A 20,037-nucleotide genomic window follows, 5' to 3' on the forward strand; every position below is an offset into this window, starting at 1 on the left:
GAAGTTATTATTAGGAGAAAGTATTGGAATTTTTATACGAATATGGATTATTTTTAGCTAAGGTAGTGACCTTTGTTATTGCTGTTGTAGTCATTGTTGCACTCATTGCATCGTCAGCGATGAAGCAGGGTGGGAAAAAAGGTGAATTAGAGCTTACCGACTTATCCGAAGAGTTTAGTGATGTAGAAGAAGATATTATTCACTATTTATTATCAAAAGATGAGCTTAAAGAAAAAGAGAAGAAAGATAAGAAAGCAGCAAAAGAAAAAGCTAAGGCTGATAAAAAGTTAGCTAAAACTCAAGGTGATAATGAGAATTTTAGCCCTAAAGCTGAACCTCGAATTTTTGTGCTTGATTTTGATGGCAGCATTGACGCACGAGAAGTCAGTGGGTTACGCGAAGAAATATCAGCAATACTCACCGTTGCAACCCCTGAAGATGAAGTGTTTCTTCGTTTAGAAAGTGGCGGAGGTATGGTGCATGGCTATGGCTTAGCGGCTTCACAACTCGATAGACTTCGCCAGCACCAGATACCATTAACCGCTTCGGTTGATAAAGTTGCGGCAAGTGGTGGCTATATGATGGCCTGTGTTGCTAACAAAATAATTTCTGCACCATTTGCTATCCTTGGTTCAATAGGTGTTATTGCGCAGGTGCCTAATTTTCATAAGTTACTCAAGAAAAACGATATTGATTACGAGCAGTTTACTGCAGGTGAATTTAAACGCACTGTTACCATGTTTGGTGAAAACACCGATAAAGGTCGTGAAAAGTTCTCTGAAGAATTAGAAGAGACTCATGTATTATTCAAAGACTTTGTTCGTGAACACCGCCCAAGTTTAGATATTGATAAGGTAGCAACAGGTGAGCATTGGTTTGGTAGCACGGCGAAAGCGCTTGGTTTGGTTGATGAGATACAAACAAGTGATGATTTTTTACAGTCGCGCAGTAAATCACATCAAATAATTGCTTTGAAATACGTGATTAAAAAAACCTTAGCTGAAAAGTTTTCAAAAGCGGCTTCAATGTCTGTTGATACGATTTTTAGTAAACTTTGGCAAAATAATCGTATATTCCCAAGTTAATTCGCATGTAGTGATTAAGATCTAAAAAAGGATGCTTATGGCATCCTTTTTTTTCGTTTTACACTATTATAAATCGATGTATTTAAAACACATTACTTTACGAGAAGTTCTAGAGAAACTACAGATAAAGCTTAAGAGGTAAGGTAAAAATCAAACCATACTAAACGCTATTCAGCAACCGATAGTGACTTTGTAAAGCTTTGCTTATCTGCTTGCTCTAAGTCGTTAATCTGTTCTATCTGAGCGTTAATAACAGCTTTAGCTAACGTTATTTTGCTAGTTTCAAATTTCATTGAATCAGCGAGGCTTTTTTGAGCCGCTTCAATAATTGAAAAACTTGCTACGGTTTCTACTTCTACTAATTCGATAGCCTGAACTTGTGCTAACATCATGGTTGTTACTAATGTTAATGCTGCGATTTTATTAAAAACTTTCATAGGGTCACCTTTAAATTAAACGTTATATCCATATAGATGTTTTGGGACCTTTTCTTACTTAATTCTTGAATATGGGTTGGGAATCACATTCAATAGTTAGCCCAATATTTTTGGGATAAAGATGAAGTCCTTCATCTATGAAGCGAATTCTACGTTAACACTGGCAACTTTTAAAATGACAATTTATAATGTTTCTCATTAGAAAAACTAATGAAAGATAGTTATTTATTATTGTTGGTTATTTATGCATTCGTTTTGAGTGCCATTATAAAAAAATCATAGAAAAAGGTGAATTTTGTCTAATAGACTCCCTCCACTAAACGCTCTTAGGGCATTTGAAGCATCAGCAAGACAATTGAGTTTTACCCGTGCGGCTGAAGAATTATTCGTCACTCAAGCCGCTATTAGCCATCAAATAAAATCGCTAGAAGAATTTTTAGGCATAAAGTTATTTATGCGTAAAAATCGTGCTTTGTTGTTATCTGAAGAAGGTCAAGCATATTATCTCGATATTAAAGATGTTTTTAATGCCATAAATGATGCGACCGAACGTTTGTTAGCACGTGGTGAAAAAGGGGCAATAACGGTTAGTACCCAACCTAGCTTTGCTATTCAGTGGCTTGTACCAAGGTTGAACGCTTTTTATGCTTTACACCCAGACATTGATGTTCGTATTAAAGCGGTTGATCAACCGGAGAATTCGCTTACTGAAGATGTTGATGTCGCTATCTATTATGGACGTGGCCATTGGGTAGATATACACGCAGAGCAATTACAAAAAGAATATCTTGTTCCTGTGTGTTCACCTCTACTTTTACAAGGTAAAAAACCACTCAGTAAAGTTGAAGATCTCGTTAACCATACTTTATTGCATGATACTTCTCGTCGAGATTGGAAGCGATGGTTTAAACAAGTCGGTGTTAAAGCCACTAACGTTAATCATGGGCCTATTTTTAGCCATTCCGCTATGGTTGTACAAGCGGCATTACATGGACAAGGTGTTGCGTTAGCCCATAGTTTCCTTGCCAAACCAGATATTGCTGCTGGAAGGCTTATCTGTCCCTTTGATGAGGTACTAGAAAGTAAAAGTGCTTATTATGTTGTCTGTCGAGGGCGGCAAGTAGATATTGGCAAAATCGCCGCTTTTCGCGAATGGGTCCTTGATACCGTCGCTCAAGACTTAGAAGAATTAAATGACCGATATGACTAGTACAGTAGAGCATCCTATTTCAACGATTAATAATACGGTATCAACCGCCAAAGCTTTTGTTATTTTTGCTCATGGTGCGGGCGCTGATAAAAGTCATGAATTTATGGAGCAAGTCAGTCGTGCTTTAAATAAGAAAAATATAAATGTATTACGATTTAATTTTGCTTATATGGATGCTCGTTTGGCGGAAGGTAACCGTAGGCCTCCCGATAGAATGCCAAAGTTATTACAGTGTTTTGAAAAGGTTATTAACGAATTAGAGACTCATTTGCCTATTTTTCTTGCGGGTAAATCAATGGGAGGCAGAGTTGCCGCTACATTGGCAAGCGATAAAGCGTTAAAGGCTTTGGGAGTGATGTGTTTAGGTTATCCGTTTCATCCTCAGAAACAGCCTGAAAAATTAAGGTTAGCGCCTTTGCAAGAAACACAAAAATCTATTTTAATTTTGCAGGGATCACGTGATGCTTTAGGTAATAAAGAAGAAATATTGGGATATGAATATTCAGCGCATTGCCGTTGTGTATTCTTTGAAGATGGCGATCATAATTTAAAGCCACGGATAAAATCAGGCTTTACTCATATTCAGCATATAGAAAAAGCGGTTAACGAAATGGTGAACTTTATTGATGAGTCTCTTGAAGCCAATCAGGTATTGCTCGCATGAAAAATAGCAATAATAACTTTTATGCGAATTACTTAACGGTCATCATGATATTTGTTGGTATCAGTGGCTGTTTTTCTGTATTATTCGGCGCTTGGTTTGCCCATGCTGGGGTGAACATGCCAAATGAAGTACAATCACGCCTTGCTCACGCATTGCAATATCAATTTTTTCATACTTTAGCACTGTTTTCTGTAGCAATTTTTTTGCAACTGCTAACACGTAAGCATTATGCTGCTAAAGTTATTAATCTTTTATATTTATCGGCGAGTTTTTTTATTGTTGGGATTTTACTTTTTAGTGGTGTTTTGTATATAAAAACATTTTTTGATTTTACCACGATCGGAAAAGTTGTTCCTTTTGGTGGTATATCATTTGCGCTGGGTTGGTTGTGTATCAGCTGGGCGGGAATTAATAGAACTGTGCACAATTCAAGCACAGATCAAGATCGTTTGTAGGTAACATAGTTATGACCTCTATTATATTATATTGTCGCCCAGGCTTTGAAAAAGAGTGTGGTGCAGAAATTCAAGAAAAAGCCTCGTGGAATGAAATATTTGGCTATTTACAGCTGACTAAAAACGAAGGTTTAGTATATTTTCATTTAAATAATCCCGAAGACGGTGAGGTTTTAATGAAAAACATCCCATTGCGACGCTTGATATTTGCTCGCGATTGGTTTGTTACGGTAACTGATAAAATTGATCTACCCGATTATAATCGTGTTGAAGCTATTACTGAAGTATTAGGTAATGAATGGCAATATGCCGATTTACGTATGGAAATGCTTGATACAAACGAAGGCAAAGAACTTTCAAAGTTCTGTCGTAAGTTGTCTGTGCCATTACGCCAAGCATTACGTAAACATAAAATTCTTACGGAAAAAGGGAATCACGATGGCGCGATTTTACATGGCTTGTTTTTAAGTGGTAAAGAAGCCATCTTTGGTTTTTCACTTGCAGATAATAGCTCTGTTTATACGATGGGTATTCCAAGATTGAAGTTTCCTAGCGCTTCGCCAAGTCGTTCAACACTAAAATTAGATGAAGCTTTTTTACACTTTGTTCCGCGTGACGAATGGGATGAACGTTTGACATCAGGGCTTAATGCCGTTGATTTAGGCGCTGCTCCTGGCGGCTGGACCTATCAATTAGTGCGCCGTGGCATGATGGTTACTGCTATTGATAATGGCGCTATGGCCGAGTCATTAATGGATACAGGGCAAGTTAAACACCGTATGATGGATGGCTTTAAATACATACCGATGAAAAGAAATGTTCATTGGTTAGTTTGTGACATGATTGAAAAACCACAGCGTGTTGCTAAGCTAATGGCTGAGTGGCTATTAAATGGTTACTGTAAAGAAGCTATATTTAATTTAAAGCTGCCGATGAAAGGCCGTTATCAGGAAGTCACTAATGACTTACAAATAATTAAAGATGCTTTTAGTGAACATCAAGTAAAGTATGAACTTTATGCTAAGCACCTTTATTATGACCGTGAAGAAATAACAGTACATGCAAGATTATTATCTCCTCCTCCACTAAAAGCAGAGAAAGATTAATGACAGAAACTAAGTGATCATTTTATCTGTGTTTTAAACAGATCTCTTAACAAATATAGCGAGGCTCATTTTGCTTAACAATAAAAAACCGACATGATGTCGGTTTTTTATTGTTTTTTAGAAAGCGATTGAGCGCTAACTATTAATCGGTATTGAAGCCTTATAGGCGTTCTAGTACCGCTTCAGTAAAGTCAGTTGTACCATGTGTACCACCTAAATCACGAGTAGTCCTATCACCACTGGCAATAACATCCGTAATAGCATTACGAATATTACGTGCTTTATCACCCATATCTAAATATTCTAACATTTGAATAGCGGCTAGGATCACTGATGTAGGGTTCGCTAAATTTTTGCCAGCAATATCTGGAGCACTGCCGTGAACGGCTTCGAAAATAGCACAGTCAACGCCAATATTAGCGCCAGGTGCCATACCTAAACCACCAACTAAACCTGCACATAAGTCAGATAGAATATCGCCAAATAAATTGGTAGTAACGATTACGTCGAACTGTTCAGGGTTCATGACTAATTGCATACAACAATTATCAACGATCATTTCTGTGGATTCGATTTGAGGGTAGCGTGTGGCAACTTCTCTGGCTACTTTTAAAAACAAGCCTGAGGTTGATTTTAAAATATTTGCTTTATGAACAGCGGTTACTTTTTTACGGCCTTCTTTTATTGCTGTTTCGTAGGCAAATGTAAGAATACGTTCTGCACCTTCTCGCGTGACTAAGCTTTTCGCTTCAGCAACTTCACCATCTTCAGAGATAATTTGCCCTAAGCCTGAATACATACCTTCAGTATTTTCACGTACGGTAATTATATTGATATCTTCGTAGCGGGCTTTGGTACCTTTAAACGAAATAACAGGGCGAACATTGGCGTAAAGTTGAAAGTGTTTACGTAAAGTTACATTAATAGAGGTAAAACCTTCGCCAACAGGTGTTGTAAGGGGACCTTTAAGTGCAATTCTATTTTTTTGGATGAGCGCTAATGTACTTTCAGGAATTAAGTCACCATGGTTTTGGAGAGCGGTAAGACCAGCATCTGCATATTCATACTCAAAACCACATCCGGCTTTGTCTAGAATTTTAATCGTAGCATCGATAATATCGGGACCGATGCCATCGCCAGGAATTACTGTTATGGTTTGTGTAGCCATTTTTTTGCCTTTCAAAAGAGTTTATCAAGTTAGGAAACGGGTGCTGTTATAGCACGCTGTACGTGTGTAATCTATGATAAAACCTTTCATGCCATATACATGGTAAGTTTTATCTTAGTGAATGTTATAGCAGCTAGTATAGATGATCGTTTAATAAAACGTTATTAGACTTTTGTTTTATTAAACCGGCTTTAAATTCGCCAATTATAGCTGCTGAAATTGTTCATAAGCAGTGTTGCCAATGGCAATAAGTGAGCCATTTTTAAATAACAGTGCTGTGCATTCATCTTGGGTGGTAAACCCGTCAGATTTTACGTGTTGAGTACGATAGAAGGTCACTTGAAAACTATCTTCAGCAATTTTTTTCGCTTCGGTAATATCTGGGCTGCCTAGTTCTTCTATTGCTTGTTCAAAATTAAACTTTTCTAATGTTAATTTACCAATGTACTGTTTGTTATATGATTCACGATCACCCCATTCCATATCAGAAGGACTGTCATCATAAAAGTTTACCACTAGCGCAACAAAAACACCGTAAATGGCTAATGCTATTAAGATACGAGAGACAACTTTCTTATTCATTTATTACAAATTCCATTAAATTATTTCTCAATAGCCATCGATGAAGCTTAAAAATAGCTCATTATTGTAGTCAATTTATATAAAGTTTAACACTGACTTTTATGCTGACATAACCCTAAGATGAAAGTCGAATATCTTTTAAGTTAAAACCCAGAGGTATGTCTTTTTTTAGGGTGAAAAGGTCTCGGCTCAATGCTATTTGTTCTTTGTGTTCAACGAGCTTATTAGCCAATGTTGCTTTGAGATCTGTTGCTTCAAGTATGCACTTCAATGAGCCATACTTGTTCAATAGCTGTGCTGCTGTTACTTGTCCTATACCGGCAACCCCCGGTATTTTATTGGTATTGTCACCGGTTAATGTCCATAAATCCATTAATTGCTGTGGCTTAACGTTGAATTTACTTAGCACAAAGTTAGTATCAAGATGACGACGATTAAAGTGGTCGTAAACACCAATATGCGGGCTAAGTAACGAGAGGAAACCTTTATCGGTCGAAACAATCGTCACGTTTTGATCTTTTAATGCCATCTTTATCGCTAAAGTCGCAATAATATCGTCAGCTTCATCTTCTTCAGGAATTAATGAGTCGACTTGTTGTTTCATTAATTCATCTTGAATATTAGACAGGCTTGTTGCTAAATGCTCAGCCATCTTTTTTCTGCCTTTTTTATAATCAGGGAATAACTCATAACGCCAACAAGGTTTTTCACTGTCAAATACGGCTAAGGCATGGCTCGGTTGAAGGTGGTCGAGTATTTTACTTAAAGCTTGTCCGCAAGCTTTTTGAGTATTAAACAGGACTTGTTTTTTAGTATTTTCAGCAAGCTCGTTATTAAAAAGAAAAGGACGCTCCTGAACAGCGTATATTCTTCTGATTAAATTCAACGCATCAATTAATACAAGATGTGCGGACATTCATTTACCCTTAAATTACTTTATAACACGGTACATATTTACTACCTGGTAATTTCATTCGTTGTTGTTCAACAAATGAGGTAAGTAAATTATCCATCAGTTTCATTATTATTTTATCACCCGATATTTCAAACGGACCATTATCTCTGATCGCCTTAATACCGTGTGACTTTACATTACCCGCTACTATAGCAGAAAAAATACGCCGTAAGTTTGCCGCTAACGTAGCTTTGTCTAAATCGTAGTTAATAGAGAGGTTAGCAATGTTTTTATGTGTGGGTTCAAAGGGCTGTTGAAAATCAGGTTCGATGACAAGTGACCAGTTAAAATGATAAGCATCACCGGTCTTTTTGCGGTAGGTTATGACTTCATTTAACTTATGGCGCATAGCTTTCGCAACAGCAATAGAATCGTCAACAATAATTTCATAAAGACTTTGCGCCTTTTCACCTAAAGTTGTCGCAATAAAGCGATCTATTTCTATAAAATATTCAGCACTCTCTTTGGGGCCCGTTAAAATAATAGGTAATTTTTGAGCCTGGTTTTTGCTATTTAACATAATACCTAAAATATAAAGCAATTCTTCAGCTGTTCCTGCACCACCTGGGAAAATAACAATACCATGTGACATCCTAACAAAAGCCTCTAAACGTTTTTCAATATCAGGCATGATGACGAGTTCATTCACAATTGGGTTTGGAGGCTCTGCAGCGATAATACTGGGTTCTGTTAGGCCAATATAACGTCCATTTTTGTTTCGTTGTTTCGCATGGGCAATGGTGGCTCCTTTCATCGGTCCTTTCATTGCACCAGGGCCACAACCAGTACAAATATTGAACCCCCTGAGCCCTAATTGATAACCAACCTCTTTTGTATATTTATATTCATTATCACTAATTGAATGCCCACCCCAACAAGTGACGAGATTAGGATCACTTTCAGGAATAATGACATTCGCATTGCGAAGAATATCAAACGTTAGATCGGTAATTTTTTGGGTGTGCTGAGCATCGACTTCATATCTCTTATGTGTAAAAAGGATATCACGTAAAACGGCAGACAAAAGCTCTTGAATACCCTTTATAATTTTGCCATCAACAAAGGCATCATTGGGTGGATTGGTTAAAGCAAGTTTAACACCACGTTCACGGCGTAAGACTTGAATTTGAAAATCTTGAAATTTTTGATATATCTCTTCTGCATCGTCAGTATGGCTTCCGGCATTTAATACTGCGAGTGAACAGTTTCGATAGACCTGGTATGTTTTACTGTTTGCTGATTGTTGAAGTTGCTCTATTTCTGACTGAGACAACAGGTTCATGTTGCCAACAGGATTTATTTGCGTATGCATAATTACGTTCCTTTACAAAAATTTAAAGCTTATAGCTTGAAATGAGCTAAGATCATTAGCTGTTCAGGATAAGATTGGAGAAAAAGTAAAACTTTAGACGTTGGCTATATATAAACTACGGTGTTTTTTCCTTTCTCTTTTGCTTGATAAAGTGCACCATCGGCACGCTCAAAAGCCATGTGCACATTGTCATCTTCTCGAATATGGCTAACGCCCATAGACATAGTGATTGAGACTTTAGTATTCTTAAATTTAAAGGGTAATTTCGCTACCTGTAATCGCAATATGTTTAGCCTATCTATTAATTTTTCTTGATTGAACCCTGAAAAGATTAGCACAAATTCTTCTCCGCCGTAGCGGGCAATAAAGGCTTCATTACCAATATTTTTCTTAAGCGTACTTGAAATGACTTGTAGTGTTTTATCACCAGCTGTGTGGCCATAGGTGTCATTAATGCGCTTAAAATTATCCAAATCCATGACAACAATAGCTAATTCGAATTTTTTATTATGATAACGTACAATTTCTTTAGCGAAGTATTCATCAAAGGCCGCGCGGTTATTTAGCTGGGTTAACGCGTCTTGTAAACTTCTTGCTTGCTGTTCTTGAATACGTTTTTCAAAACGTTGGCTTTGCTTTTCTAATAATTCAACTTTTTCGGTCATTGATGATAATTGGCAATGTAAAGATTCTTGTTGTTCACGTTCAAAGGTTGTTTTTTTCTCTAATGTGCCAGCAATAACGCGTAACTTTGCATTAATATCAACTTTGATGTCGGCTAGTGACGTTGCTTTGTCTAGACCATTGGCCATGTCTACTATTTGCTTTTGCAGCTGCTCATTTAATATACTATGTTGTGATTGAGTTGCTTTGCAACTGGTTACTGCCGTTTTTACTGCCGACTGAACCGTTGTTAACGTCTCACTTAATGTTGAAAGAAATATTTTTGCAGTATTTCTTTCATCGTTTAAATCTTCAATGATCACATCAAATACGGTTAATAAATTATGTAATAACTTATTGTTAGATATATCTTTATTAAGCTGAGATTTAATAACAGCTATATCTTTTGCATGGTTGTCTGAAACAGCTAACCCGGTAATGATTTTTTCAAAGCGTTCTATATATTTAAGCTCTGCAGTATCACTAGCGCCAACTGTTTTTACCATTGAATTAGGCTGTTTTAATACTTCAGCAGCAGGGGCTGTTCCCATATTTTTTGCTGATAAAGCCATATCGTAAAACTCTAACAGCTGACTTAGTAGCGGCACATATTGGACAACTGCATCTTTTGGATACTTTGACTCTGTAATTAAGCTGCGTAACTTACGTCTTAAGTCGGCGGGTAAGCCATTAATCTTTTGTAAAGCTAAACCCGCAATATGGAATCTTTCGTGTAATAGATTGAGATTAGTCGCATTCACTTGAGATTGCTGTTGCAGAATAAGCAATGTCAATGCTATATGTGCTTGAATTTCAGGAAGAGCGGCCGATTTTTTAAGTAAAAGTCGTAACTTTGCCAACTTATTATCTAACGTAATATCTATGCCTTCGCAAACAAGAGAAAGCTTTTCTATGAACTTTATTAACAGTGAGGATTGTGACTTAAGGTCTGTCTCAATATCGGCACGTGACGTAATGGCAAGTTCGAGTTTTTTCTTTAGTAAAATCATTTCTTTGCTGGCGGCTGAGTTATTGCTCATAAAAAACGGTCTTCCGTAAAGTGCTTTATTGGCTGAGTGAACTTAATACAGTATATTTTAGTATAGCGACTAAATAGGATTAATTAAAAAAAGAACGCTAAATTCTAAACAATATCAATTAATACTAAACCTTAGATAGTAAAAAGTCAGCATCCAGAATGACTTATAATTGATTTAACTCAAAAAATTGCTATTGCCTGAGTGTTCTTCCTGCTGGCGCGTGTAATTTAGCAGTAGAACGAAATGGATTTATATCTAAACCACCTCTTCTGGTATAACGGGCAAAAACAGTAAGCTCGGTAAGTTGGCAATACTTGGTTAAATCGCAATATATTCTTTCGACACATTGTTCATGAAATTCATTGTGTTGCCTAAATGATATCAAGTAAGCTAAAAGTGCTTTTTGTGAAATTTTTCGACCACTATATTGAATGTAGATACTTGCCCAGTCAGGTTGATTAGTAATTAAACAGTTAGATTTTAATAAGTGACTCACTAAACTTTCACTTTCTACTATTTTTTCTTCAATATTAGCATCAACCAATAAGGTAGGATCAAGTTGATAATTTTCAACATCTAGGTCTACATCATCTATACAGAGTGTCTTTCCAGAAAATATCTGATGATTAATATTAAGTGCAGGACAATTATCGACAGGAAAAAGCTCTGCGAAGGCAATACTACCCGATGTATTTGACAGATCTTTGACTAAGCGACTTTCAACGTCTTGCCAAGATGAAAATCGACTTTGATTAAAGCTGTTCAAATAGAGTTTAAATGATTTAGATTCAACTATGTTAGGGCTGGTGCAAGGAAAACGAAATTCAGCAACTGCTACAACCGGTTTGCCTGAGCTATTTAGCCATGAGATTTCATAAGCATACCAAACATCTTCACCGATAAAAGGTAAGTTATCTGCTGAAATAGCTAAACTGTCTCTATTCAAACTTCGTGGTACCGCTTGTAAGAGTTCTGGGTTATATTCACTACAATAACTCGTAGCTTTTCCAAGTGTTAATTGGCTTAATACTTTTGCGTTTTTATAATTTGTCATAAAAGGGCTAGTTCAGTCTATGGCTATTTGTCGTTACATTTTAAAGGATCTTTTTAGCAGATGAAATCATCACCTTGCGAGTTAATGCAATCTTTATCATTATTTTCAAAAAAATATTTATCACAATACCAAGAGCGTTACCAGCATTTACCGCTTATTGAAAAAGATAAACAATGGCCTTCTCCTTGTTTATCAAATGATTATGATGAAAATCATCAGTACTGGCAGCCATTTGATATAATTGAATCAATAAATTTTGATAATGTTGAACAAGCTTTAGAAGTTAGTATCCATGCCGATTTTAAAACTTATTTCACCACGTTATATAGCGATACCTTAGATGCTAGTTGTGATGATGGTGCATTGTCTTTACTTTTTGCTTGGAGTAAAGAGGATTTTCAACGCTTACAAGAGAATGTGATAGGGCATATTTTAATGAAGCAAAAACTAAAACAACCGCTAACGTTGTTTTTTGCACTGACTGATGATGAAAATATGATCCTAAGTGTTAACAATGACAACGGAGAAATTTGGGTTGAGAAAGTAGGGTGCGAGGCGCATAAAAAAGTTGCCGACTCTCTTACGTGTTTTATTCGTATGTTAACCCCACGAATTCCTTAACCATTATTATTATTGCTGCTTTGTTAAGTTAATCACTAAGGCTTTTAATTGTGCTAACTCTGCTTCAATAGGCTGTAATGCTTTTGCTATAGCCTGTTCTATTTCTGGAGGAATAGAAGTAGAGGTGGATTTTTTTCTTAAAGCCTCTTTAGATTCAATCTCTAATTCAACAAGCTGAGGATCATGTGTCCAATTTCTTAATGTTGTAATGATCGTAGGCAATGGCATTGGTTTTGTTAATTTCGTTTTTACTAATGCTACCGTTGGTTTTTTACCTTGGTTAGCCAGTTGATTTGCGATAAGTGTTATTTCGTCAGTTGTCGTCATAAAATTACTTTTAATTGTTAAAGAGACTATGTTTTAGTGAATATCACAGGTGATTGTTAATTTACTTTTAGTGGTTTTATATTAATCGTAACTATATCAATTGCTTGGAAAACATGGTTTGGCCCTTGCTATTAGCTGAATAGTTTAATTAACAAATGTTCAAAAAATACATAAGGGAAAACTCATGAAAAAATCTATTATAGCATTACTTATTGCTGCGCCTTTAACTTTATCACTATCAGGATGCGTGATTGCTGTTGGAGGTGGTGATGAAGGGCATTCAATGTCAACATCCTTTGGTGATCGCGAATATGAAAATCGTAAGCAAATCGCTAAAATTCAATTAAATTCTCGCTATGACGATATTAAAAGTCAATTCGCCCTTGCCGATTTTAATGAAAAATATCAGATAGATGGGAAGGAAATAAAGGTTCTTTTTTATCGTACACATCGTGTTCATAAAGATGATTTAACCACTAAAGATGAGTGTACATATTTACATTTTGTTGATGGTGTTTTAGTAGAAACTGGGAATGGTGCAGATTATAGACGTAATATTTCAGACTAATATTTTCAGTACTTATTATAAAAATACGGATTTAGTGACCGATTACTTAAACGACATGAAGGTCCATATTTGGGAATATCACCCAACCAATATCAATAATGGTTAACGAGTAAATTAATGTATATGAACAATTAATCGTTATTAACAAATGGCATGTTTTATTTGGCTTTAAAATCAACTTATTGTCATGACTTAGCGTATTATCGACAATGATTTTATGTCGTTAACCTTACTTTTTATATAGTTTTTCCAACAACAATCTGTTTTTTTTAAGATGTTTGTCTTTATAAAATTGGTGATAAAGCGTTCGAGTATTGTTTGACCTTATTCGTTTTTTACTGCTATGGTGATCAAATAAAAATAAAAATAAAAATAAAAAACGCAAGGATGACAAATTATGTCAGAAGCAATACGTGATAAAACAAACCTTGATATAAGAGCTGCTTATTTGTCGGGTGAAGACTTAAAACTCGCGGCATCATTACTGTATCAAGCTTATCATGACGATCCTGTTTTTTTGGAAATATTTTCCAATGAAAACAACGATTACGAACAAAGATTACGTGCAGCCATTCGCGAAGAACTAAGTGCTTTTTGGCATGCCAAACAACCGATGGTTGGCCTGTATTTGGGGGAAGCAATGGTGGGTGTTGCTTGTTTAAATAGTCCAGATGAAAGTGTAAGTTCTGAACGTTTCTGGCACTGGCGTTTAAAGATGATGCTAGGCGCAGGTTATTTTAGTACCAAGCAAATGATTGAAAAAGAAAAAACGGTACTTGCTGCTATTCCAATGAAAAATTTTCATATGCTTTCGTTTATTGCCATTCATCCATTACATCAACACCATGGCTTTGGGCATTATCTTTTGGCTGCTGTCAATACTATATTAGAAGAGCACTCTGATAGTGAAGGGGTGGCTGTTTATGCGACAACAAATAAATATCAACAATTTTTTAAAGACGTTGATTATGAATTTGTTCAAGAGCTTTCAGTTGGAAATGTTACGGGTTCATTGATGATTCATTACAGAAGTAAAAGTTAAGTTCAATTTTATAATAACGTTTTAGAGAAATACCGAATTTTAATTCGGTATTTTGCTTTTATTATTTTGTATTTTCATTAGTGATTATAACGCAATCGAAAGGTTTGACTGTTAACATCGCTAAAGTGGCTAAACACATGTCTAGGGTTATCGATCGTTTTTTACTTCACAAATTAACTGTCATTTTCAAACGTTGAGGGTGCGATAGGTTACTAAATTAATCTTTACTTTATATGATCATCTTGGAAAAAAATGGAAGCATTAAACAAACAATTAGATTTTATTATTGAACTAGATAGGCTTAAGGGTGTTTATCGTCAAGCACTTGTGAAGTCTGATAAAAATAGATTTGAGAACAGCGCTGAGCATAGCTGGCATATTTCATTAACAGCGCAAATACTTCAAGAGTATACTGAAGAAAAAGTCGATATTTCACGTGTTATGAGTATGTTACTTATTCATGATGTTGTTGAAATAGATGCGGGTGATATGTTTGCTTTTTCTGATAAAAAAGCGCTTGCTGAGCAAAAAGATAAAGAAATAAAGGCTGCAACACGATTATTTGGCTTATTACCTGAAAAACAGTTTAAAGCTTTTAATGACTTATGGTTAGAGTTTGAATGTGCTGAAACAATAGACGCTCGATTTGCTAAAGCCATAGACAGTGTATTACCTTTATTACAAAATATGAGAAATGAAGGTGGAAGTTGGGTAAATCATAAGGTTAAAAAATCACAAGTGATAAAACGTAATAACTTTCTTGAAGGACTTGCTCCTCAATTATGGTTATATGTTTGTCAGCAAATTGATATTGCCGTAGCAAAAGGTTGGTTGCAAGATGATTAATAGCAACGATACCACATTAAATATGGTTGGTGATTTTCACTTACATTGCAACGACTACTGATGTTTATTTAATGTAGTGGAACATTATTTTAATAAGGAGTAAGTATGATAGATTTTAAGAACTCATCGGTTTTTAAGTTAAAACCTATTTACATTGAGGATGCGAAAGAGGACTTTCATAAATTTATGATTGAGTGAGAGTCAATTTTTGCTGCTTTTAAAAGTATTAGAGACCAAGTCATTTTCACAAATAAACGTATTATTGCCGCTAACGTTCAAGGCATTACTGGCTCTAAAGTAGATTATACGTCTTTACCTTACAGTAAAATTCAAGCTTTTTCAGTTGAGTCATCTGGCACATTAGATCTAGATTGTGAAATAGAGGTTTATTTAAGTGAATTGGGTATGGCTAAATTTGAAATAAAAGGTTCGTTCGATCTCATAAAATTTAATCAATGTATTAGCCAATATGTACTTGCTTAGTAAATAGACACGGAAAATAGAAAAGTTGTAGGCTTTTTGCCTATTAATACGTAAGTGACCTAAATTTGCGACCTTAATAAGGACTTAACGATGAAGCTGCTATATTCTAACGAAAATCAATTTCTTGTGAATAATGTGAAAAACATTATTGAAGCCGAAAACATCAGTTCATTTATTAAGAATGAATTTGCACAAGGTGCAGTGGGTGAAATCTCAGCCTTTGATTCTTGGCCAGAAGTTTGGGTGGCAAATGACGAAGACTATGAACGTGCGTTAGCGCTATTGGCATCATCTCAACTTGATGTTAAAGGTCATGATTGGCTCTGTAAAAACTGTAAGGAGAAAAATGCTCCTTCTTTTGAAATATGTTGGAATTGTCAGCATGATCATTTATAACCATGAAGTAGAAGCACGCTAAAATTAAAAGCGTCATTGTTTACTTTCTACTTTTCCTCCTTTGAACAACACTAAGTTTGAGCGTTAGAGATTGAAATGACACCAGGTATTAACATCGTCAAAAAGCATCAAGTTATACATAAAATACATGAGTATTCTCATGATGAATTAAGTGAATCTTATGGGCTTGAGGCCGCCGAGAAATTAAGTGTTGATGCCGGTCAAGTTTTCAAAACTTTGGTTGTGACGCTCGATAGTAAAACGTTAGTTGTAGGCGTAATACCTGTTTCATCTATGCTCAGTATGAAGCTCATCGCCAAGGCGGTAGGCGCTAAAAAAGCCACCATGGCTGATAAGTCTGATGTTGAACGCTCCACTGGATATGTACTTGGAGGGGTTAGTCCGCTTGGGCAAAAGAAAGCCCTTAAGACGATTATTGATTTATCGGCTAATCAGTTCGCTACCATCTACGTTAGCGGTGGTCGTAGAGGTTTAGAAATAGAGTTAAGCCCCGAGGACCTCATAAAACTGACAAAAGGTTTACTTGCTAAAATATGTCAATGACCGCTTTTTTAGCAGGTAAACCCAGTAAAAAATGTAGGCAACTAAGCAATAATCACGCAGAGTTTTATCAACCTTGTTCAACATGTATAAATGACTTAATCAATGATCGCTAGAGTACCATTCATTCTCATAAGCTAGGCTCCACCACAACACATGTGTTAAAGCTATTTTAGCGAGTTTATTGTTAATGGATTTAGGTATAAGTATCTTTTCTTTGAAATTATATTCAAAATTTACAGCAGGTTTTTGTGGTTGAAGTATCGTGACCTCATTACATCCCACATACGAAAATCTCTTGGCATATTACACCATTGTTCGCCCAGAAGCATCTGCCTGTTTTAAATCATGGCCAAGTATAGGCGAACGTTTGGTGATCCCTATGAATGATAATAATGTTGGAGCTAGGTCGATTTGGCTAACCATTCTTTTGTCAAAGAAAGCGGGCTTACCTGAATTAGAATTACGCCTGGAGTATGAAAGTTCTTAATGGGAACAAGCTCATTACCTAATGCTCTGGCATCATGATCGGCAACAACGCTAGAGACAGTATCCTTCCAATAGGTTTTTTCCTTATTGATAAACTTTCCAAGGGCATAGTTAGCATATTGAATGGCATTTTGGCGCAATAAAGCGATTGCAGAGGTAAAAATCATAATTAATATTTCTTATAAAACACTCTGCTACACTATCGTATTAAACTTAAACTTAAACTTAAACTTAAGTTAAGCCAGGATAGTTTTTAAAGTCATACTATTAGCCAAATACAACTTGCTACAAGTAGGCTTAACATTACTGCTGCTCCTAAGTTTATTGCAAGACCTGACAATGGATTAATTTCTAAACCAATACTGTCGATAACAGCTTCAATGGCTGTGTTTATTCTTTCTGTAAATATAACAAAAACAATTGCGAGTATTAATATCACTTGTTCTTTAATGCTGATATCAAAAACAAAAGATGCGGTTATAACAACAAGCAGCAGTAAAAGCTCTTGTTTAAAAGTAGATTCATTGTCGTATAACCACTTTAAAGCGCGCAATGAATTTAATGTGGCCAAATAGATTCTTCGCTGGCCTTTAGGTTTAGTGATATTGTCATAACTATTAATCAGTTGCTCTAGTGAACAATTTTGAGTATGGCTACGTTGGAAATCAGGGATAAAAGCATGTCTTTTCTAGAATAGCATTTAAAATAAGTAGGCCGGTGAGAGCTTATTATATGCAGTACAATGACGGTGTGTTTTGATGTGTTAACTGACTGGATTTACTTATTAGGAGCGCTAAAAGTGCTTCGTCATAGCAGTCTCGCCATCACATAAAGGGTTTGATTTATCAAGGTCGACTTGTTGCATTTTTACCGGGTACAAACAACTTTACAGCTGCCGTTATTATTACTTATCCATAAAACATCAGCGCCGCTAAATGGATAATATCAATGACATTTTGTTGGGCTGTTGTCATACGCTTTTCATCGCCGTCTTTATTTAACTTTGAAAAAATACAGGGCACAGATATAGCCGTTGTTGTTTCATATAAACTCATCCTTGAGAATGAGACCACGGCTTGTTTTTTAGCATATTGGTTAGTCGGTTTACTATAGCCATTAAGTAAAAATTTTGGGCGGGAGCTGTTTCTCCAAACACCATAACGGTGACTTTTTTTATAACTGTTAAGTACAATTGACGGTGCGGCATCTAAAAATTTAAATTAAAGTAGCGGATAAAAATAGTGATTGCAGACAAATTTGAATGACGCTACCACCATTTTATATGGCGTTATGTAGGTAATGAGGTGTTTATTGTTTCTGCCAACCACTGCATAATTTGAATAGAAAAAAGCACAGATTAAAAATACAGTGACAAGACTTAAACTAAGCAGTTTTAGCCGGTTCAACAGCTCTTTGAAAAATGGCTTATAAGTTAATTGAAATGAGTAGATGATGAATGTGGGAAGTAATCCAAAAAATATAAAGAATAAAATAGCGTGAAGGTTTATGTAAGATAAGGCTTCTGCTGTATCGGTTTCAAGGGTATTTTGAATCATGCCATAATCAATGACTATCCCTTATGAAATAGTGCCATAAAAGAGTAATGACGAACAAATCACAGTCGCGATAAGTAAGGGTTTGGTTAACCACCTAAATGAAAGAACGCCTTGTATAATAACGGTTAGCGATAAAAAAATATTGGCAAAGACAATAATTATCTAATGCGGTAATTATATCTACTGTTTTTAACAAAAATGGCAAGTTTAAGATCTGTGCAATTTAACAATAGGTAAATAATAACAATTGATTTGTTGTTAATTTCAAACGTTTAAAGTAAGAAATGTAGTGAGTGATTAAATTCATAAAACCACCTATAGATTAGTGGCTTCATACTCATAATATAAGCTTAAGGTTGGCTTAGCTTAAACTGAAAAAAGCCTTTATTTGAATAATCAATTTACCTTAGGGGTGATTTACGCTAAAAAGAGAGGGTTTTACAAATAACGCTTCCCGCATAATCATAATAAGGCACTATTTAGATGTTTCTCTATTCACAATTGTTACGCTCAATTATTACTCAAACTTATCTCTTGTCCTGCTTGGCTATGATCAGTTGTTATGCGCAAAGTACAGAAAACCCTACCGTAGCGAACAATGCTACTTTGATAGAATATACTGCGCATTATACCGTTTACCGAAAAGGTGATAAATATGGCAAAGCAGTAAGAACGTTATCGAGAACTGATGATGCTCTTTATAAGTTAACGTTTAAAACTGAAGCTTCAAAATATTTTTATGTCATCAATACCCAAGAGTCCAGTGAGTTTACATATGATGCTCAGCAAGTAAAACCATTTAAATATATCAGTAGTGATGAGCGAACCTTTAAAGAAAACAAACATCAAATGATTGAATTTGATTATGCGGCAGGAGTCGTTTTAGGTGAAGATATAGCGCAAAAATGGTCACTTCCTTTAACGCCTAATATACTTGACCCCTTGTTAGTTATAGAAAAAATGAGGAGCGAAATCGGCAACCAAAGGCATAACTTGGAGTATTTAGTTTATGATGAAGGATCCGTTAAAACATATTCATTCGAATTTTTAGGCAGAGAAAACATTAAAACAACGATGGGAGCAGTTGATACGATAAAAGTTTCACGAGTAAAAAAGAACAGCTCAAGAAAAACTCACTTTTGGTTAAGTACAGAGCATCATTTTATCCCTTTTAGAGTAGGGCAAGAAAAGGATGGTAAAGAAGTCGCGACACTTGAAATCGAAAAACTGATCTTACCAACATCGCCCAGTAATCGATAAATAATGGTGTAAAACGTTAGTTAACTAAGTGGTTGTTAAAGATGCTAAGCGGATTATATTATGATAGTGAAAACAATCTTTTGGTCATGCTCTATTGAAACGTTTAAAGTTGCACCAATTTTTTGATAGTATGATTGAGCAATGGCTAAAGCTAGCC

At 35.7% G+C, this 20,037-nt stretch carries 25 protein-coding genes; 13 read left to right on the forward strand and 12 right to left on the reverse strand.

Annotation, left to right across the window (positions count from 1 at the left end; all coding sequences use genetic code 11):
* Window positions 1–23: 23 nt before the first annotated feature.
* Entirely contained in the window at window positions 24–1,085 is a 1,062-nt protein-coding gene (sohB, locus tag H4J73_RS19685; RefSeq protein ID WP_182178478.1) for a protease SohB, read from the forward strand.
* A 167-nt stretch (window positions 1,086–1,252) separates the two neighbouring features.
* Here the strand turns inward: sohB and H4J73_RS19690 are convergent, their stop codons facing one another.
* On the reverse strand, window positions 1,253–1,522 hold the full coding sequence (locus tag H4J73_RS19690) for a hypothetical protein (RefSeq protein ID WP_182178480.1): 270 nt from the start codon (window positions 1,520–1,522) through the stop codon (window positions 1,253–1,255).
* A 295-nt stretch (window positions 1,523–1,817) separates the two neighbouring features.
* On the opposite strand from H4J73_RS19690, the gene H4J73_RS19695 reads away from it, so the two are divergent.
* Genes H4J73_RS19695 through rlmM form a run of 4 tightly spaced genes read left to right on the forward strand, consistent with a single transcriptional unit; the run spans window position 1,818 to window position 4,957 of the window.
* Window positions 1,818–2,732, forward strand: coding sequence for a transcriptional regulator GcvA (locus H4J73_RS19695; RefSeq protein ID WP_182178482.1), 915 nt, complete (start codon window positions 1,818–1,820; stop codon window positions 2,730–2,732).
* Window positions 2,716–3,396 (forward strand): alpha/beta family hydrolase, encoded by a 681-nt coding sequence (locus tag H4J73_RS19700; RefSeq protein WP_220460008.1) that lies wholly within the window; start codon window positions 2,716–2,718, stop codon window positions 3,394–3,396. The genes H4J73_RS19695 and H4J73_RS19700 overlap by 17 nt, the downstream gene beginning before the upstream one ends.
* Window positions 3,393–3,851: a DUF423 domain-containing protein gene (locus H4J73_RS19705; protein WP_182178484.1), complete on the forward strand. Its 459-nt coding sequence runs from the start codon at window positions 3,393–3,395 to the stop codon at window positions 3,849–3,851. Before H4J73_RS19700 ends, H4J73_RS19705 begins: the two co-directional genes overlap by 4 nt.
* Window positions 3,852–3,862: 11 nt before the next feature.
* Window positions 3,863–4,957 (forward strand): 23S rRNA (cytidine(2498)-2'-O)-methyltransferase RlmM, encoded by a 1,095-nt coding sequence (gene rlmM / locus H4J73_RS19710; protein ID WP_182178486.1) that lies wholly within the window; start codon window positions 3,863–3,865, stop codon window positions 4,955–4,957.
* A 160-nt stretch (window positions 4,958–5,117) separates the two neighbouring features.
* On the opposite strand, the gene H4J73_RS19715 is transcribed toward rlmM, so the two are convergent.
* The 6 genes from H4J73_RS19715 to queF form a co-directional block, all read right to left on the reverse strand.
* Window positions 5,118–6,125, reverse strand: a complete 1,008-nt coding sequence (locus H4J73_RS19715) for an isocitrate dehydrogenase (protein WP_182178488.1) — start codon at window positions 6,123–6,125, stop codon at window positions 5,118–5,120.
* 204 nt (window positions 6,126–6,329) lie between these two features.
* The gene (locus H4J73_RS19720; RefSeq protein WP_182178490.1) at window positions 6,330–6,707 is read right to left on the reverse strand and encodes a DUF3192 domain-containing protein; all 378 of its coding nucleotides are present in this window, start codon (window positions 6,705–6,707) and stop codon (window positions 6,330–6,332) included.
* Between the two features lie 115 nt (window positions 6,708–6,822).
* Window positions 6,823–7,623, reverse strand: coding sequence for a flap endonuclease Xni (xni, locus tag H4J73_RS19725; protein ID WP_182178492.1), 801 nt, complete (start codon window positions 7,621–7,623; stop codon window positions 6,823–6,825).
* A 10-nt stretch (window positions 7,624–7,633) separates the two neighbouring features.
* Window positions 7,634–8,974 (reverse strand): nucleotide 5'-monophosphate nucleosidase PpnN, encoded by a 1,341-nt coding sequence (gene ppnN / locus H4J73_RS19730; protein ID WP_182178494.1) that lies wholly within the window; start codon window positions 8,972–8,974, stop codon window positions 7,634–7,636.
* A 104-nt stretch (window positions 8,975–9,078) separates the two neighbouring features.
* On the reverse strand, window positions 9,079–10,677 hold the full coding sequence (locus tag H4J73_RS19735; RefSeq protein ID WP_182178501.1) for a GGDEF domain-containing protein: 1,599 nt from the start codon (window positions 10,675–10,677) through the stop codon (window positions 9,079–9,081).
* 190 nt (window positions 10,678–10,867) lie between these two features.
* On the reverse strand, window positions 10,868–11,731 hold the full coding sequence (gene queF / locus H4J73_RS19740; protein WP_182178504.1) for an NADPH-dependent 7-cyano-7-deazaguanine reductase QueF: 864 nt from the start codon (window positions 11,729–11,731) through the stop codon (window positions 10,868–10,870).
* Between the two features lie 60 nt (window positions 11,732–11,791).
* On the opposite strand from queF, the gene syd reads away from it, so the two are divergent.
* The gene (syd, locus tag H4J73_RS19745; RefSeq protein ID WP_182178506.1) at window positions 11,792–12,352 is read left to right on the forward strand and encodes a SecY-interacting protein; all 561 of its coding nucleotides are present in this window, start codon (window positions 11,792–11,794) and stop codon (window positions 12,350–12,352) included.
* 9 nt (window positions 12,353–12,361) lie between these two features.
* Here syd and H4J73_RS19750 read toward each other — a convergent pair whose 3' ends face one another.
* Window positions 12,362–12,679 carry a hypothetical protein gene (locus tag H4J73_RS19750; RefSeq protein ID WP_182178508.1) on the reverse strand — a complete coding sequence of 106 codons (318 nt, stop codon included), beginning with the start codon at window positions 12,677–12,679 and terminating at the stop codon, window positions 12,362–12,364.
* A 184-nt stretch (window positions 12,680–12,863) separates the two neighbouring features.
* Here H4J73_RS19750 and H4J73_RS19755 point away from each other — a divergent pair, with 184 nt between their 5' ends.
* The 6 genes from H4J73_RS19755 (at window position 12,864) to ybaK (ending at window position 16,578) form a co-directional block, all read left to right on the forward strand.
* A complete protein-coding gene (locus tag H4J73_RS19755; protein WP_182178510.1) occupies window positions 12,864–13,247 on the forward strand; it encodes a DUF3192 domain-containing protein in 384 nt (127 codons plus the stop codon).
* Between the two features lie 397 nt (window positions 13,248–13,644).
* Window positions 13,645–14,289, forward strand: coding sequence for a GNAT family N-acetyltransferase (locus H4J73_RS19760; RefSeq protein WP_182178512.1), 645 nt, complete (start codon window positions 13,645–13,647; stop codon window positions 14,287–14,289).
* 252 nt (window positions 14,290–14,541) lie between these two features.
* Window positions 14,542–15,135 carry an HD family hydrolase gene (locus H4J73_RS19765; protein ID WP_182178514.1) on the forward strand — a complete coding sequence of 198 codons (594 nt, stop codon included), beginning with the start codon at window positions 14,542–14,544 and terminating at the stop codon, window positions 15,133–15,135.
* Between the two features lie 204 nt (window positions 15,136–15,339).
* Window positions 15,340–15,618, forward strand: coding sequence for a PH domain-containing protein (locus H4J73_RS21110; protein ID WP_404851840.1), 279 nt, complete (start codon window positions 15,340–15,342; stop codon window positions 15,616–15,618).
* 90 nt (window positions 15,619–15,708) lie between these two features.
* Window positions 15,709–16,014, forward strand: coding sequence for a DUF2007 domain-containing protein (locus H4J73_RS19775; protein WP_182178516.1), 306 nt, complete (start codon window positions 15,709–15,711; stop codon window positions 16,012–16,014).
* 96 nt (window positions 16,015–16,110) lie between these two features.
* A complete protein-coding gene (gene ybaK / locus H4J73_RS19780; RefSeq protein WP_182178519.1) occupies window positions 16,111–16,578 on the forward strand; it encodes a Cys-tRNA(Pro) deacylase in 468 nt (155 codons plus the stop codon).
* 401 nt (window positions 16,579–16,979) lie between these two features.
* Here ybaK and H4J73_RS19785 read toward each other — a convergent pair whose 3' ends face one another.
* From H4J73_RS19785 to H4J73_RS20715, 4 genes are all read right to left on the reverse strand, one after another.
* Entirely contained in the window at window positions 16,980–17,231 is a 252-nt protein-coding gene (locus H4J73_RS19785) for a hypothetical protein (protein ID WP_182178521.1), read from the reverse strand.
* A 92-nt stretch (window positions 17,232–17,323) separates the two neighbouring features.
* Complete coding sequence (locus H4J73_RS19790; protein WP_259366633.1) at window positions 17,324–17,635, reverse strand: diacylglycerol kinase; 312 nt, start codon at window positions 17,633–17,635, stop codon at window positions 17,324–17,326.
* A gap of 337 nt (window positions 17,636–17,972) precedes the next feature.
* Entirely contained in the window at window positions 17,973–18,119 is a 147-nt protein-coding gene (locus tag H4J73_RS20710; RefSeq protein ID WP_259366634.1) for a hypothetical protein, read from the reverse strand.
* Between the two features lie 165 nt (window positions 18,120–18,284).
* A complete protein-coding gene (locus H4J73_RS20715; protein WP_259366635.1) occupies window positions 18,285–18,620 on the reverse strand; it encodes a DUF1705 domain-containing protein in 336 nt (111 codons plus the stop codon).
* A 483-nt stretch (window positions 18,621–19,103) separates the two neighbouring features.
* Here H4J73_RS20715 and H4J73_RS19800 point away from each other — a divergent pair, with 483 nt between their 5' ends.
* A complete protein-coding gene (locus tag H4J73_RS19800; protein WP_182178523.1) occupies window positions 19,104–19,880 on the forward strand; it encodes a DUF3108 domain-containing protein in 777 nt (258 codons plus the stop codon).
* The last annotated feature ends 157 nt before the right edge of the window (window positions 19,881–20,037 follow it).

The organism is Colwellia sp. MB3u-41, from assembly GCF_014076845.1.
In the GTDB taxonomy this organism is placed as follows: domain Bacteria; phylum Pseudomonadota; class Gammaproteobacteria; order Enterobacterales; family Alteromonadaceae; genus Colwellia_A.